Here is a 14,891-nt window from a genome sequence, read left to right as displayed (position 1 = left end):
GGGGAATTTCGGCGAATCTGCGGCGATTTCACCGCGCCAGCGGCAACTGCGCATCGCGGTAGACATTCACCCCGATCAGCAGGCCGCAGGCGAACATGACCGAGACCATGGCCGTGCCGCCGTTGCTCACCAGCGGCAGCGGCACGCCGACCACCGGCAGGAGCCCCATCACCATGGCGGTGTTGATGAAGACGTAGAGGAACATCATCGCGGTCACGCCGAGCGCCACCAGGCGGCCGAAGTGATGCTGGCTGCGCAGCGCGATCGAGAAGCCCCAGATCAGCACCAGGGCGAACAGCGCCAGCAGCACGCAGGCGCCGACCATGCCCCATTCCTCGACGAAGGTCGTGAAGATGAAGTCGGTCTGCTTCTCGGGCAGGAAGTTGAGCGAGGATTGCGTGCCGTGCAGGAAGCCTTTGCCGAACAGGCCGCCCGAACCGATCGCGATCTTCGACTGGGTGATGTGATAGCCCGCGCCCAGCGGATCGCGGTCGGGGTCGAGGAAGGTCAGCACCCGCTTGCGCTGGTATTCGTGCATGAAGGTCCAGGCGATCGGCAGGCAGCCGACCGCGCAGACGGCGGCGGCGAGGAACATCCAGAGCCGCACCCCGGCTACGAACAGCAGCGCCGCCCCGCCAAGCATCACCATCATGGCCGTGCCGAGATCGGGCTGCACCATCACCAGCCCGACCGGCGCCAGGATCACGACGACCGGCGCCAGCGTGTAGACCAGGCGGCCGGCCTGTTCGCGGCTGAGGCCGTGATAGTAGCGCGCCAGGACCAGGATCACCGCGACCTTGGTGATCTCCGACGGCTGCACCTGCAGCGGCCCGATCACCAGCCAGCGCTGGGCGCCCATGCCGATCTTGCCGGCGACGTCGACCGCGACCAGCAGCAGCAGCGAGGCGATATAGAGCGGCCAGGCGAGCGACAGCCAGACCTTCGGATGCACCAGCGCCACCACCAGCATCAGCGCGAGGGCGACGCCGTAGCGGATGGCATGCTTGGCCGCCCACGGCTCGAAATGCCCGCCGGCCGCCGAGTAGAGCGCCACCACGCCGATGCCGGCGATCAGGCTGAGGACCAGGACCAGCCCCCAGTTGATGCGCCAGAGCTTCTCGCCGAAGCCGATGGGCGCGGGCGCGCCGAGCGAGAGCGAGGTCATAGCGAGGCCGTCTTGCGGAAGCGGTCGAGCCGGCGCGACGGATCGCGCTTCATGGTCTCGAGCAGGACGTCGCGGCCGATCGGGCCGGCGGTCGCGCCGCCCGCCATGCCGTGCTCGACCACGACGGCGCAGGCATAGCGCGGATTGTCGACCGGACCGAAGCAGACGAACAGCGCGTGGTGGCGCAGGTGCCAGGGAAGCTGCTCCTGCGTGATGCCCATGGCGCGCTCACGCTCGGTGATGCGCTTGACCTGCGCGGTGCCGGTCTTGCCGGCGAAGTGGAAGGCGGGATCGATCGGCTTGTTCTCGGCATCGAGGCGGAGCTGGGCTGCCGTGCCGGTGGGCGAGTTCACCACCTGGTTCATGCCCTCGTGCACCAGGGCGAGATGCCTGCGATCGATGCGCAGCGAGGAGGCCGAAACCTTGAGCTGCGGCGTGGGCGGCGCCAGCTCCTGGCGCGGCGCCGCCTTGGCGAGCAGGAGGTTCGGCTGCACGTCGTAGCCGCCGTTGGCGATGCGCGACGTCATGATGGCAAGCTGCAGCGGTGTGGCCGTCATGTAGCCCTGGCCGATGCCGAGATTGAAGGTGTCGCCCGGCTGCCAGGGCACGTTGTATTTGTCCTGCTTCCAGGCGCGCGACGGCTGGTTGCCCGCCGCCTCGCCCGGCAGGCCGAGCGTGCTCACCTGGCCGAAGCCCAGCTTCGTCGCCATCTCGTCGATCTTGTCGACACCGGTGCGCTGCGCCGCCTGGTAGAAGAAGCAGTCGCAGGAATTGGAAATTCCACCGACCACGTTGAGTCCGCCGTGGCCGCCCTTCCACCAGCAATGGAACTTGATGTTGCCGAGCTCGATGAAGCCGGGACAGTTGAGGATGGTCCCGCCGTCGATGGCTCCCGACTCGAGCGCGGCGAGTGCGACCGCGACCTTGTAGGTCGAGCCCGGCGGATAGACGCCGGCGATCGCCTTGTTGTTGAGCGGATGGGCCGGATCCTCCAGCAGATCGCGCCATTCGGCCGGCGTGATGCCGCGGGCGAAGACATTGGGATCGAAGCCCGGCTCGGAGACCATGGCGAGGATGTCGCCGGTGACGATATCCATCACGACCAGCGAGCCGCTCTTGTGCTCGGCGTTGGCCTGCTGGGCGCGCAGGCGGTCGGCGGCAAAGCGCTGCAGCTCGACATCGACCGTCAGCAGCACATTGTCGCCGGGCTGCCCTTCGGTGCGATCGAGCTCGCGCACGATGCGGCCGACGGCGTTGACCTCGACCTGCACCGCACCGGCATGACCGCGCAGGTCGTCCTCGAGCGCCCGCTCCACCCCTTTCTTGCCGAAGCGTATCGTGGGGAGCTGCAGCAGGGGATCGTCGCGACCGGCGAGATCCTCCTCCGAGACGCGGCCCGTGTAGCCCACGATATGGCTCATGAGCTCGCCCTGCGGATAGTCGCGCGTCTGGCCGATATCGATGAACACGCCGGGCAGATCAGGCGCGTTGAACTCGATCCGCGACACCTGTTCCCAGTCGAGATTCTCGCGCACCACCACGGGCTGGAAGTTGCGGCTGCGGCGAAGCTCGCGCAGCAGGCGGGTGCGCTCGGCCTCGCCGATGTCGAGGATCTGATCGAGCCGGCCGAGCACGATCTCGGCGCTGCGGCCGCGGTCGCGGTCGGAGGCCAGCATGGCGCGGAAGTTGTTGCGGTTGACGGCGAGCGGCTCGCCGGTGCGATCGAAGATCAGGCCGCGCGTCGGCGCGAGCAGCCGGACGTTGACCCGGTTCTCCTCGGCGAGCGTGGAGAAGCGCTCGCTTTCGAGGATCTGGAGCTGATAGAGGCGGCCCGCCAGCGCCGACATCAGCGTGAGCTGCGCGCCGCCCAGCAGCAGGGCGCGGCGCGTGAAGAGGCCCGCCCGCGCGCCGTCGTCCTTGCGGAAGCGGATCACGTCGCGGTCTCCCCCGGCTCGGCGGTGCCGCGCGACAGCTCGGGCACGTTGAGCGGGTCGCGCGGCCGCACACGGGCAATCAACGGCGCGAGCAGCGGATAGATCACGATCACCACGGCATACTGCGCCATGGCCGGCACCGGATCGATCGGCGTCCAGGTCCAGAGGGCCGTGAAGCCCCACACCAGCACCATGAAGAGCCAGCAAAGGATGCAGAAGCCGATCCACTGGAACAGGAACGGCACGCCGACCAGATAGCGGCGATTGGCGACCACGGCGGCGCGGATCAGCACGAACCCCAGCGCGCTCACCCCGACCGGCGCGCCCGGCCCGCCCAGCAGCAGATCCAGCAGCACGCCCATCGCCAGGAGCAGCGGCCCCGGCAGGCGTTCGGGCGTGGCGAGGCTGAACTGGAACACCACCAACGCCGGCAGCAGCGGCAGGGTGTCGGAGAGATAGGGAACGCGCAGCGGCGCCAGGGTGAGGATCACGAAGAAGAGCAGCACCGTGCCGGGCAGCGCGAGCCGCCCCACCCGATCGAGCCTGGCGAGGACCCCGTCGGCCCGCATCTCAATGCCTGTCGGACGCCGTGGCGCCCGTATCGACCAGGCCGGTGATGCCGTAGTCGACGACCCGCACGAATTCCATCCGCGAGAAGTCGGCGAACGGCCGGACTCGGATGCTGCCCTCCTTGCCGCCGCGCACCACCTCGCCGACGGGAATGCCGATCGGGAAGCTGCCGCCGCTGCCGGAAGTGACGATGCGGTCGCCCGGCTGAACGCCCGCCATGCCCTGCAGGAGGGTGAGTCGCAGCAACGCCGAATTGTTGCCGGCGAGAATGGCGCGCTCGCGCGTACGCTCGACCTGGACGGGCAGCCGCGAATTGACGTCGGTCACGAACAGCACGCGCGCGCTGTTCTCGCCGACCTCGGCGATGCGGCCGGCCAGCCCCTCGCCCGTCAGGACGGCCTGGCCCGGCGTCACGCCGGCCTTGCGGCCGACATTCAGCAGGGCGCCGCGCACATAGGCGCTGACGCTGTCGCCGACCACGCGCGCGGTGATGTAGGCGGCCTCCGGCCCCTCGCGGAAATGGGCCAGCTCGCGCAGCCGTGCGTTCTCGTTCTCCAGCCGGCGCGCGGCGGTCTGCCAGGCGAGCAGGCGGCTGTTCTCCTCGCGCAGGCGCGCATTCTCCTCGCGCAGGGAGGCGAACTCCTTGAGGTCGGCGATGGCGCGGTTGGCAGCGGCGACCGGCCGGGCGATGGCCTCGAGCGCCGGACTGGCCAGATCGAGCGCCAGCACGCGCGCTTTCTCGACTAGCACGGAATCGGCCTTGCCGATCAACATGGCGACGAAGGCCGCGACCACCAGCAGCACGAGCGCAAAGCGCTGCAGGACCGTGCGCAGTTGCTGGGTCGCTACCTCGAAATCGTCGCGAATCGCCATGTCCGACCCATTCTACTCCAAGCGGGCCGCGGCGCGCGGTGTCTCAGTACATGGACGACAAGACGCCGCGCAGACGGTCGATGTTCTCCACTGCATGCCCCGTGCCGAGAGCGACGCAGAGAAGCGGATCCTCGGCCACCGAGACCGGCAGGCCGGTGGATTGGCGCAGGACGGTGTCCATGTTCGTGAGCATGGCGCCGCCGCCGGTGAGCACAATGCCCTTGTCGACGATGTCGGCCGCAAGCTCGGGCGCAGTGTTCTCCAGCGCCACCTTGACCGCCTCGACGATCGCGCTGACCGGCTCCTGCAGGCTCTCGGCGATCTGGCGCTCGGTGATGACCAGCTCCTTGGGAACCCCGTTCATCAGATCGCGGCCCTTGATCTCCATCGTCCGGCCCTCGCCGTCGTCCGGGGCGCAGGCCGAGGCGATGGTCTTCTTGATGCGCTCGGCCGAGCTCTCGCCGACCAGCAGGTTATGGTTGCGGCGGATATAGGCGATGATCGCCTCGTCCATCTTGTCGCCGCCCACGCGCACCGAGCGCGGATAGACGATGCCGCCCAACGACAGGACGGCGACCTCGGTCGTGCCGCCGCCGATATCGACCACCATCGAGCCGGTGGGTTCGGTGACCGGCAGACCGGCGCCGATCGCGGCGGCCATCGGTTCCTCGATCAGCCAGACCTTGCGGGCGCCCGCGCTCTCCGCCGACTCCTGGATGGCGCGGCGCTCGACGGCGGTCGAGCCCGATGGCACGCAGACCACGATCTGCGGATGGGCGAAGGAGCGGCGGTTGTGCACCTTGCTGATGAAGTGCTTGATCATCGCCTCGGCGACTTCGAAGTCGGCGATCACGCCGTCGCGCAGCGGGCGGATCGCCTGGATGTTGCCGGGCGTGCGGCCCAGCATCATCTTGGCTTCCTCGCCGACCGCCAGGACCTGGCGCTTGCCGGTTTGCGTGGTGAGCGCAACCACTGACGGTTCGTTGAGAACGATCCCCCGCCCCTTCACATAGACCAGCGTATTGGCTGTCCCGAGGTCGATGCCCATGTCCGCCGAAAACAGCCCGATCACTCTCGACAGCATTCGCTTAAGTCTCTGTTATTATTGGATAAACTTCGACAGAGGCGTCCGCCTGACATGGGCGCCAAGATGCGCTGGGTTTAAACCGGCGCGCAGAGTCCCGCAAGGCGATTCAAATATCGGCGCGGGACAACTCACTCGAACACCACGACGCCGCGCGCCACCTCGCCGGCCATCATGCGCTTGAAGCCCTCGTTGATCTCGCCGAGCTTGTACGTGCGGCTGATCAGGCCGTCGATGTTGAGCTTGCGGTTCATGTAGTGATCGACCAGCACCGGGAAGTCGACGTTGGGCCGCACCGAGCCATAGAACGTGCCGCTGACCGTCTTCTCGGTGAAGACCATCATGAAGGGCGAGTATTGCGCCTTGATGGAGGCGGCCGAAATGCCGACGGCGACGGCATGGCCGCCGGGCGCCAGGGCGTCGAAGGCCAGCGCCTGCGTCTTGTCGTTGGAAACCGCATCGAAGGAATAGTCGACGCCGAGGCCCGCGATCTCCTTGACCTTCTTCACCGGATCGTTGTCCTTGGCCGTGTTGATGGTGTGGGTGGCACCGAAGGTCTTCGCCATCTCGAGCTTGTTGTCGAGGATGTCGGCGGCAACGATGATGCGGGCGCCCGAAAGCATCGCGCCCTGGATGGCGTTGAGGCCCACGCCCCCGCAGCCGATCACCAGCACCGACGACCCCGCCTCGATCTTCGCATGCCGTGTGACGGCACCGACGCCGGTGGCGACGCAGCAGCCGACCAGCGCCGCCTGCGGCCACGGCATGTCCTTGCGGATCGGCACCACCATCTCCTCGGGGACGACAACCTCCTCGGCGAAGGTGCCGATGCGCGCCATCTGGTTGATGCCCTGGCCCCTGTGCTTCAGCCGCAGGGTCCCGTCGTAGAGCGCGCCCGGCGGCGCACCCGACCGGCCGATACAGAGGACGGTGCGTCCCTGCGTGCAGTACCGGCAGCGGCCGCAATGCGGGCGGAAGGAGAAGATGACGTGGTCGCCCGGCTTCACCGTGGTGACGCCCGGTCCGCATTCGGCGATCTCGCCAGCCGCTTCGTGGCCCGGCACGATCGGCATCGGCGAGGGCCAGTCGCCGTTCATGACGTGCCAGTCGCTCTGGCAGACGCCGGAGGCCTTCATCTTCACACGCACCTCGTTCGCCTTGGGCGGATCGAGCTCGCAGTCGACGACCTGGAGCGGCGTATTGGGCTCGAACAGAATGGCAGCCTTCATCGATGGTCCTCCCTGGGCATTCGCGAGTATATCATCCGTTCCATGGCAAGAACTCTCCTGATCACCGGCGGCGCCTCGGGCATCGGCGCCGAGACCGCTCGCCGCGCGGCGGCGCGGGGCTACCGGATCGCGATCAACTACCGCTCGCGGGAGGCGCAGGCGAAGGCCATCGTGGCCGAGATCGAGGCCGGAGGCGGCGAGGCCATCGCCATCCCGGCCGACATGGCGCGCGAAGCGGAGATCGTGCGGCTGTTCGACGAGACCGAGAAATCACTGGGCCCCATCACCCACCTCGTGAACAGCGCCGGTATCAACGGTCGGCGCGGGCGCGTCGAGGACTACGACGCGGCGGCCCTTGCCGAGGTCTTCGCGGTGAATGTCGTCGGCCTGATGCTGTGCTGCCGGGAAGCCGGCCGCCGCATGTCGACCCGCCGTGGCGGCAAGGGCGGTGCGATCGTCAACGTCTCGTCGATGGCAGCGACGCTGGGCGGGCGGTCCGGCTCGTCCGCCTACGCCGCCACCAAGGGCGCCGTCGACGCCTTCACCAAAGGCTTCGCGCGAGAGGTCGCCTCCGAGGGCGTTCGCGTGAATTCGATCCGGCCCGGCATGGTGCTGAGCGAGATGACCGAGGGCCGATTGAGCGACAAGGCCTTCCGCTCGGGCATCGAGGCCTCGATCCCGATGCGGCGCGTCGGCGAAACGCACGAAATTGCCGAGGCGATCCTGTGGCTTCTTTCGGATGAAGCTTCCTTCATCACCGGCGCCATGCTCGATGCCGCCGGCGGCGGGTACATCATCTGAATCTTCCGGACCGCGGGCATCCTGCCCGCTTCATGAGCAAGAGCGAGCGGGACGCTCGCGGTCCAGAAAAGCCGTCAGTTGCGCGTCTTGTCGACCAGCGCCTTTTCCTTGATCCAGGGCATCATGCCGCGCAGCTTCATGCCGATCTCCTCGATCGGGTGCTCCGACATGCGCTTGCGCATCGCCTTGAACGAGGCCTGGTTGACCTTGTTCTCGAGCATCCAGTCGCGCGCGAACCGGCCGGACTGGATGTCGGCCAGCACCCGCTTCATCTCGGCCTTGGTCTCGGCCGTCACGATCCGCGGTCCGGACATGTACTCGCCGTACTCGGCCGTGTTGGAGATCGAGTAGTTCATGTTGGCGATGCCGCCCTCGTAGATCAGGTCCACGATCAGCTTCACCTCGTGCAGGCACTCGAAATAGGCCATCTCCGGCGCATAGCCCGCCTCGACCAGCGTCTCGTAGCCCGCCTTGATCAGCTCGACGAGGCCGCCGCACAGCACCACCTGCTCGCCGAACAGGTCGGTCTCGCACTCCTCCTTGAAGGTCGTCTCGATCGTGCCGGCGCGACCGCCGCCGATCGCCGAGGAGTAGCTGAGCCCGATCTCGAGCGCGTTGCCCGAGGCGTTTTGCGCCACCGCCACGAGGCAGGGCACCCCGCCGCCGCGCAGATACTCGGAGCGCACGGTATGGCCGGGCCCCTTGGGCGCGATCATGAACACGTCGATGTCGGCGCGCGGGCTGATCAGGTTGAAGTGCACGTTGAGGCCGTGGGCGAAGGCGAGGGCCGAGCCGGCGCGCATGTTGGGCGCGAGATCGGCATTGTAGATGTCGCTCTGCAGCTCGTCCGGCGTCAGCACCATGACGATGTCCGCCCACTTGGCGCCCTCGGCCGGGCTCATGACCTTGAAGCCCGCGCCCTCTGCTTTCTTGACCGTGGCCGAGCTCGGCTTCAGCGCAATGCGCACGTCCTTCACGCCCGAATCGCGGAGATTCATGGCATGGGCATGGCCCTGGCTGCCGTAGCCGACGATCAGGACCTTCTTGCCCTTGATCAAGTTCACGTCGGCGTCACGATCGTAGTAGACCCGCATTTTCCTGCTCCTCTCGAATGGCGCGCTGTCTAGCGGCTGAGCAGGGCGAGGCGCAAGCCAAGAAGCGCCAGCGCACTGCCCATCAGCCGGTCGAGCCAGAACTTGGCCCGGCGATAGATGGCCCGTGCCGGCCCGCCGGAGAACAGCAAGGTGATCAGCGCGTACCAGGTGAATTCGTTGAAGGCCACGATGGCGAGCGTCGCGGCCTGCATTTCCGGGGGCGGATCGGCCGGCAACAGCGCCAGGAAGATGCTGCCGAAGAAGACCATGACCTTGGGATTGCTGAGCTGCAGCAGCAACGCGCGGACGAAGCCTTGCATCGCCCCCGTCTCGGCGCCATCGGCCGTCGGCTCGGGCAGCGGCTCGGGGGCGTGGCGCCACAGCATCACGGCGAGATACAGGAGATAGAGACCGCCGCCGACGCGCATGGCGAGATACAGCCACTCGAAGCGCGCGAACAGCGCCTGCAGCCCGTAGAGCGCGGCGGCCGCCCACAGGACCGCTCCCAGCATCATGGCGAAGGCGGCCAGCAGCCCGGCTCGCCGGCCGGAGCCGACGGCCGTCTGCGCCACCAGCACGAAGCTCGGGCCCGGGCTCGCCGCGGCCATCAGATGGACGGCCGCGAGACCAAGAAGGGGCAGCAGATCGGTCATATCGGACCGCGCGCTTCCAGCACGCTCATGAGGCGCGCTGGAAGCGCGCGGTCCAGAAGACCATGAGGGCCATTGGAGTGGCGCGCGCCCAGCCAAATCATCAGATCGCCTCGCCGCCGCGGGTGGTGGCGACGATGCCGGTGCGGCCGACATCGACCAGGCCCAGCGCCTCCATCAGGCCGATGAAGGTGTCGACCTTGTCGGAGGCGCCGGTGACCTCGAAGACGAAGGAATCGTTCTTGGCGTCGATCACCTTGGCGCGGAACACGTCGGCCAGCCGCAGCGCCTCGACACGCTTCTCGCCGGTGCTCTTCACCTTCACCAGCGCCAGCTCGCGCTCGACATGGGCGCCCTCGAGCGTGAGATCGCGCACGCGATGGACCGGCACCAGCCGGTCGAGCTGGGCCTTGATCTGCTCGATCACCATCGGCGTACCGGCGGTGACGATGGTGATGCGCGAAAGGTTCTCCTTCTCGTTGGTCCTGGCGACCGTGAGGCTCTCGATGTTGTAGCCGCGGCCGGAGAACAAGCCGACCACCCTTGCCAGGATGCCGGGTTCGTTGTCGACGAGGATGGAGATGGTATGGCGCGAGGCCGTCTCGACGGCGCTCACACCAGCACCATCCCTTCCTCCGACACCGGCTTCTCCGCGCGGTCGTTCGGACCCAGCAGCATGTCGTAGTGCGCCGCTCCCGAAGGGATCATCGGGAAGCAGTTCTCGGCCTTGTCGACCAGTACGTCGACGATGACCGGCTTCCTGATCTTGATCATCTCCTGGATGACCCCGTCGAGCTCGGCCGGATTGCCGGTCCGCAGGCCGACCGCGCCGAACGCGTCGGCGAGCTTCACGAAGTCGGGCAGCGATTCCATGTAGCTCTCGGAGTAGCGGCCGCCGTGCAGCAGCTCCTGCCACTGCCGCACCATGCCCATGTACTGGTTGTTGAGCACGAAGATCTTCACCGGAAGCTGGTACTGCGCCACGGTGGAGAGTTCCTGGATGTTCATCATGATCGAGGCCTCGCCGGCGACGTCGATCACCAGCGAATCGGGGTGGGCGATCTGCACGCCGATCGCCGCCGGAAAGCCGTAGCCCATGGTGCCGAGTCCGCCCGAGGTCATCCAGTGGTTGGGCTGCTCGAACTTCAGGAACTGCGCCGCCCACATCTGGTGCTGGCCGACCTCGGTGGTGATGTAGTGGTCGCGGTCCTTGATGTGGTGGTAGAGGCGCTCGAGCGCGTATTGCGGCTTGATCGTTTCCTTGTCCTGCTTGTAGGCGAGGCAGTTGCGGCCGCGCCATTTCTCGATCTCCGCCCACCACGCCTTCAACGCCTTCTGGTCGGTGCGCGGCTGCCGGGCCTTCCAGACGCGGATCAGCTCTTCCAGCACATGCGCGGCGTCGCCCACGATCGGCAGGTCGACGCGCACGTTCTTGTTGATCGAGCTGGGATCGATATCGACATGGATCTTCTTCGACTTCGGCGAGAACTCGGCGAGCTTGCCGGTGATGCGATCGTCGAAGCGCGCGCCGATATCGATCAGCACGTCGCAATTGTACATGGCGAGGTTCGCCTCGTAGGTCCCATGCATGCCGAGCATGCCAAGGAACTGCTTGTCCGAGGCCGGGAAGGCGCCGAGCCCCATCAGCGTGTTGGTGATGGGATAGCCGGTCAGCCGCACGAACTGCGCCAGCAGCTTGCTGGCTTTGGGGCCCGAATTGATGACGCCGCCCCCGGTATAGAAGACCGGGCGCTTGGCTGCCGCGATCAGGTCGATCGCCTGCTCGATCTTCCTCGGGTCGGGCTTCACCTGCGGGCGATAGCTCTTGTGCTGCACCGGCTTCTTGGGCGCTTCGTACTCGTGCCTGTTCATCAGCACGTCCTTGGGCAGGTCGATCACGACCGGGCCGGGCCGGCCCGACCGCGCCACGTAGAACGCCTCATGGACCGTGCGTGCGAGATCGCCCACCGCCTTCACCAGATAATTGTGCTTGGTGCAGGGACGCGTGATGCCGGTCGTGTCGGCTTCCTGGAAGGCATCGTTGCCGATCAGGTGCGTCGGCACCTGGCCGGTGAGGCAGACGACAGGGATCGAGTCCATCAGCGCGTCGGTGAGCCCGGTCACGGCATTGGTCGCGCCCGGGCCGGACGTCACCAGCACCACGCCCACCTTCCCGGTCGAACGGGCATAGCCCTCGGCCGCATGCACCGCCGCCTGCTCGTGGCGCACGAGGATGTGGCGCAGCCGGTTCTGCTTGAAGAGCGAGTCGTAGATCGGAAGGACCGCGCCGCCTGGATAGCCGAAGACGACCTCGACTTCCTCGTCGATCAGGGCTTTCACCAACAGATCGGCGCCAGTCGTGGCGGACTCCTCGGGCTTCATGACACGGGTCTCCTCTGGGACAAATGCGCCGCAAAACGAGGTTTGCGGCGGCGCGGAAGGTAGAGATGGGGGTCCGGAGGGTCAATCAAAATCGGCACGAAACGCAAAGGTTCAGACCTCGATTTTATCCAAAAATTTCTCAGCCGCCTCTAAAGCCAGATTTGAACAAGCTTCGACCACAAGGTCTGGGGTCAGTTGATGCCGAAACCACGTCATCTGGCGTTTAGCATATTGGCGCGTGTGATCGATGGCGATTCGCCGCGCCTCCTCGAGCGTGAGCTCGCCGCGGAAATAGCGGAAGAGCTCGGGCGCGCCATGGGCCTTCAGCCCCGGCCAGGACGGATCGGGATGGCGGTCGAACACGGCGCGCACTTCGTCCAGCATGCCCGCCCGCAACATGGCATCGAAGCGCGCCGCGATCCTGTCGCGCAGCCAGGCCCGCTCGGGGGCAAGAAGGATCAATGCGAAGCGCCAGGGCGCGGGCGGCACCTGACCTTCCTGCCAGTCGCTGAGCGGCCGGCCAGTTGCCTGCCAGACCTCCCAGGCGCGCACGTGCCGCTGCCGGTCGCCGGGTGCGAGGCGTGCCACGATCTCGGGATCGTGCTCGGCCAGCCGGGCGCGAAAGATCGCCGGCCCCAGCCGGAGCCAGTCTTCATTGGCCTGCGCGCGAAGGCCGGCCGGCACTGACGGAATCTCCGCGAAGCCCTGCATCAGGGCGCGCAGGTAGAGACCGGAACCTCCGCATAGGACGGGCAATCGTCCCTCCCCGAGAGAGCGCTCGATCGCGGTCTCGGCGAGCGCTCGCCAGCGCGCCGCCGACAGGGTCTCGCCGACAGGCAGCACGCCGTAGAGAAGATGCGGCGCGACGGCGCGTTCCGCCGCGCTCGGCTGGGCGGTCAGGATCGGGAACGCATCGTAGGTCTGCATCGCGTCGGCATTGATCACCGTGCCATGGCGGCGTTGCGCCAGCGCCAGGGCCAGCGCCGACTTCCCGCTCGCGGTCGGTCCCGTGACGATGATCACATCCGGTCTGGCCATGCTTCTTTTGGCCATGACGCCGCTGCGTTTGCAAATCCTGCAGCGCGCCGCTAGAGGCGGAGCGTGAAGAACGTCCTGGTCCTGATCTCCAATCCCGCCGCAGCCAGGCTCGACGAAGCGCATGTCCGGCGGGCGACCGAGGCCTTGCATGCCAGCGGCGTCGCCGTCGGCAATCCCGACTGGCTCTCCCCCGGCATCGCCTGCGATGTGCCGTTCGAGGGCCGGCCGCCGGAAGTCTCATTGCCGGGCATCGACGCCGTCGTCGTGCCGGCCCTTCTGCGGCGCAAGAAGCTCCTGGTGGCCGACATGGAATCGACCGTCATCGAGAACGAGATGCTCGACGAGCTCGCGGATTTCCTGGGCTTGCGCGAGAAGATCGCGGGCATCACGGCGCGCGCCATGAACGGCGAGATCGACTTCGCCCGCGCTCTCGAGGAACGGGTTGGCCTCCTGAAGGGCCTGCCGGTCGCGAAGCTCGACGAGGCGGCGAAACGCATTCGCTATGCGCCGGGCGCCGCCACGCTGGTGGCCACGATGCACAAGAACGGCGCGTTCTGCGCGCTCGTGTCCGGCGGCTTCACCCATTTCACCTCCAAGGTTCGCCAGGCGCTGGGCTTCGACCTCGATGTCGCCAACGTGCTGCGCCATGACGGGCAAGCGCTCACGGGTGACGTCGAGCCGCCGATCCTGGGCAGGGAGGCGAAGCTCGCGACGCTGGACCGGCTGTGCGTCGAGCGGCAGGTGGCGGTCGGCGCGGCCCTGACCGTCGGCGATGGCGCCAATGACCTGCCCATGCTGCAGGCGGCAGGGCTGGGCGTGGCCTTCCATGCCAAGCCCGTCGTGGCGGCCCAGGTCCCGGCGCGAATCATCCATGGCGATCTCACGGCCCTGCTCTATCTCCAGGGCTATCGCCGCAGCGACTTCATCGAAAGGCCCGACCCATGAGGACATGTCCATGACCGACGCCCTGCAGATCGTTCTCGCCAAGCGCCCGGTGGGCGACGTGAACGGCGACTGTTTCCGGCAGGAGACGGTTGCGATTCCGGCGCTCGCCGAGGGCCAGATCCTGGTGCGCCAGCGCTTCCTCTCGCTCGATCCCTACATGCGGCCGCGCATGAGCGAGCTGCATTCCTATACCCCGCCCTTCGAGGTCGGCAAGCCGCTGACCGGCGGCTCGGTCGGCGAAGTCGTGGACTCGCGCAACGACCGCTTCGCCAAGGGCGATACCGTGATCGGCATGCTGAACTGGGCAACTCATACCGTCCATGACGGCAAGGGCCTGCGCAAGATCGATCCGGCCGTCGCGCCGCTGCCGGCCCATCTCGGCGTGCTCGGCATGCCGAGCTTCACCGCCTGGTACGGCATGAAGCATATCTGCAAGCCCAAGGCGGGCGAGACGGCGTTCGTGTCGGCGGCGACCGGCGCGGTCGGCCAGGTGGCGGGCCAGCTCGCCAGGCTTGCCGGCGCCAAGGTGGTGGGCTGCGCCGGTGGCGAGGACAAATGCGTCTGGGCCGTGCGCGAAGCGGGCTACGACGCCTGCTTCAACCATCGTACCGAGCGCGACTACGGCGCCGTGCTCGACAGGCTCTGTCCGCAGGGCATCGACGCGGATTTCGAGAATGTCGGCGGGCCGATCTTCCACGCCGTGTTCGCGCGGCTCAACAACTTCGGCCGGGTCGCCTTCTGCGGCGCCATTTCCGAGTACCAGGACAAGGAGCCGATGGCGGGGCCGCCCAAGATGTTCACCATCGTGCAGCGACGGCTGACCCTGCAGGGCTTCATCATTTCCGACCACACGGCGCTGATGGGCGAGTTCGTGAACGAGGTCGGTGGCCTTCTGAAGGCCGGCAGGCTCAAGAGCCGCGAGACCATCGTCGAGGGGCTCGCCCGGGCGCCTCAGGCCTTCATGGGGCTGCTGAAGGGCGAGAACTTCGGCAAGCTGGTGGTGAAGATCGACGCTTAGTTCCTCACGCGTCGAGAGGCGCCGCACGCGGGAACTCGCTGAAGAACGAGCGCCGCCGCGTCCGGTCGATCGGCGCGCCGCAGAACAGCATGAACAGATCGGGCCCGC

At 67.3% G+C, this 14,891-nt stretch carries 14 protein-coding genes; 3 read left to right on the top strand and 11 right to left on the bottom strand.

Annotated elements, in window-relative coordinates; all coding sequences use genetic code 11:
- Nucleotides 1-28 precede the first annotated feature (28 nt).
- The 6 genes from rodA to OJF58_RS13195 all read right to left on the bottom strand — a co-directional run bounded on the left by rodA (nucleotide 29) and on the right by OJF58_RS13195 (nucleotide 6,855).
- Nucleotides 29-1,165, bottom strand: a complete 1,137-nt coding sequence (rodA, locus tag OJF58_RS13220; protein ID WP_300784958.1) for a rod shape-determining protein RodA — start codon at nucleotides 1,163-1,165, stop codon at nucleotides 29-31.
- Complete coding sequence (mrdA, locus tag OJF58_RS13215; protein ID WP_300784956.1) at nucleotides 1,162-3,099, bottom strand: penicillin-binding protein 2; 1,938 nt, start codon at nucleotides 3,097-3,099, stop codon at nucleotides 1,162-1,164. The genes rodA and mrdA overlap by 4 nt, the downstream gene beginning before the upstream one ends.
- Nucleotides 3,096-3,668: a hypothetical protein gene (locus OJF58_RS13210; protein ID WP_300784954.1), complete on the bottom strand. Its 573-nt coding sequence runs from the start codon at nucleotides 3,666-3,668 to the stop codon at nucleotides 3,096-3,098. The genes mrdA and OJF58_RS13210 overlap by 4 nt, the downstream gene beginning before the upstream one ends.
- 1 nt (nucleotide 3,669) lies before the next feature.
- A complete protein-coding gene (mreC, locus tag OJF58_RS13205) occupies nucleotides 3,670-4,542 on the bottom strand; it encodes a rod shape-determining protein MreC (RefSeq protein ID WP_300784953.1) in 873 nt (290 codons plus the stop codon).
- Nucleotides 4,543-4,585: 43 nt separating this feature from the next.
- Entirely contained in the window at nucleotides 4,586-5,626 is a 1,041-nt protein-coding gene (locus OJF58_RS13200) for a rod shape-determining protein (protein WP_300784952.1), read from the bottom strand.
- Between the two features lie 131 nt (nucleotides 5,627-5,757).
- Nucleotides 5,758-6,855 (bottom strand): Zn-dependent alcohol dehydrogenase, encoded by a 1,098-nt coding sequence (locus tag OJF58_RS13195; protein ID WP_300784950.1) that lies wholly within the window; start codon nucleotides 6,853-6,855, stop codon nucleotides 5,758-5,760.
- A gap of 42 nt (nucleotides 6,856-6,897) precedes the next feature.
- On the opposite strand from OJF58_RS13195, the gene OJF58_RS13190 reads away from it, so the two are divergent.
- A complete protein-coding gene (locus OJF58_RS13190; protein WP_300784948.1) occupies nucleotides 6,898-7,656 on the top strand; it encodes an SDR family oxidoreductase in 759 nt (252 codons plus the stop codon).
- A gap of 74 nt (nucleotides 7,657-7,730) precedes the next feature.
- Here the strand turns inward: OJF58_RS13190 and ilvC are convergent, their stop codons facing one another.
- From ilvC to miaA, 5 genes are all read right to left on the bottom strand, one after another.
- Nucleotides 7,731-8,750, bottom strand: coding sequence for a ketol-acid reductoisomerase (ilvC, locus tag OJF58_RS13185; RefSeq protein WP_300784947.1), 1,020 nt, complete (start codon nucleotides 8,748-8,750; stop codon nucleotides 7,731-7,733).
- Between the two features lie 29 nt (nucleotides 8,751-8,779).
- On the bottom strand, nucleotides 8,780-9,403 hold the full coding sequence (locus OJF58_RS13180; protein ID WP_300784945.1) for a LysE family transporter: 624 nt from the start codon (nucleotides 9,401-9,403) through the stop codon (nucleotides 8,780-8,782).
- Nucleotides 9,404-9,503: 100 nt separating this feature from the next.
- On the bottom strand, nucleotides 9,504-10,016 hold the full coding sequence (gene ilvN, locus OJF58_RS13175; protein ID WP_300784943.1) for an acetolactate synthase small subunit: 513 nt from the start codon (nucleotides 10,014-10,016) through the stop codon (nucleotides 9,504-9,506).
- Nucleotides 10,013-11,782 (bottom strand): acetolactate synthase 3 large subunit, encoded by a 1,770-nt coding sequence (locus OJF58_RS13170; RefSeq protein ID WP_300784942.1) that lies wholly within the window; start codon nucleotides 11,780-11,782, stop codon nucleotides 10,013-10,015. Before OJF58_RS13170 ends, ilvN begins: the two co-directional genes overlap by 4 nt.
- A gap of 111 nt (nucleotides 11,783-11,893) precedes the next feature.
- Nucleotides 11,894-12,943: a tRNA (adenosine(37)-N6)-dimethylallyltransferase MiaA gene (gene miaA / locus OJF58_RS13165; protein WP_300784940.1), complete on the bottom strand. Its 1,050-nt coding sequence runs from the start codon at nucleotides 12,941-12,943 to the stop codon at nucleotides 11,894-11,896.
- On the opposite strand from miaA, the gene serB reads away from it, so the two are divergent.
- Both serB and OJF58_RS13155 read left to right on the top strand, forming a co-directional pair.
- The gene (serB, locus tag OJF58_RS13160; protein ID WP_300784938.1) at nucleotides 12,884-13,765 is read left to right on the top strand and encodes a phosphoserine phosphatase SerB; all 882 of its coding nucleotides are present in this window, start codon (nucleotides 12,884-12,886) and stop codon (nucleotides 13,763-13,765) included. The genes miaA and serB overlap by 60 nt on opposite strands.
- Before the next feature lie 10 nt (nucleotides 13,766-13,775).
- On the top strand, nucleotides 13,776-14,783 hold the full coding sequence (locus OJF58_RS13155; RefSeq protein ID WP_300784936.1) for an NADP-dependent oxidoreductase: 1,008 nt from the start codon (nucleotides 13,776-13,778) through the stop codon (nucleotides 14,781-14,783).
- The last annotated feature ends 108 nt before the right edge of the window (nucleotides 14,784-14,891 follow it).

The sequence above is a fragment of the Enhydrobacter sp. genome (assembly GCF_030246845.1).
GTDB lineage: Bacteria > Pseudomonadota > Alphaproteobacteria > Reyranellales > Reyranellaceae > Reyranella.
Note: the sequence above shows the minus strand (reverse complement) of the source record. Positions and strands in the feature narration are given on the sequence as shown.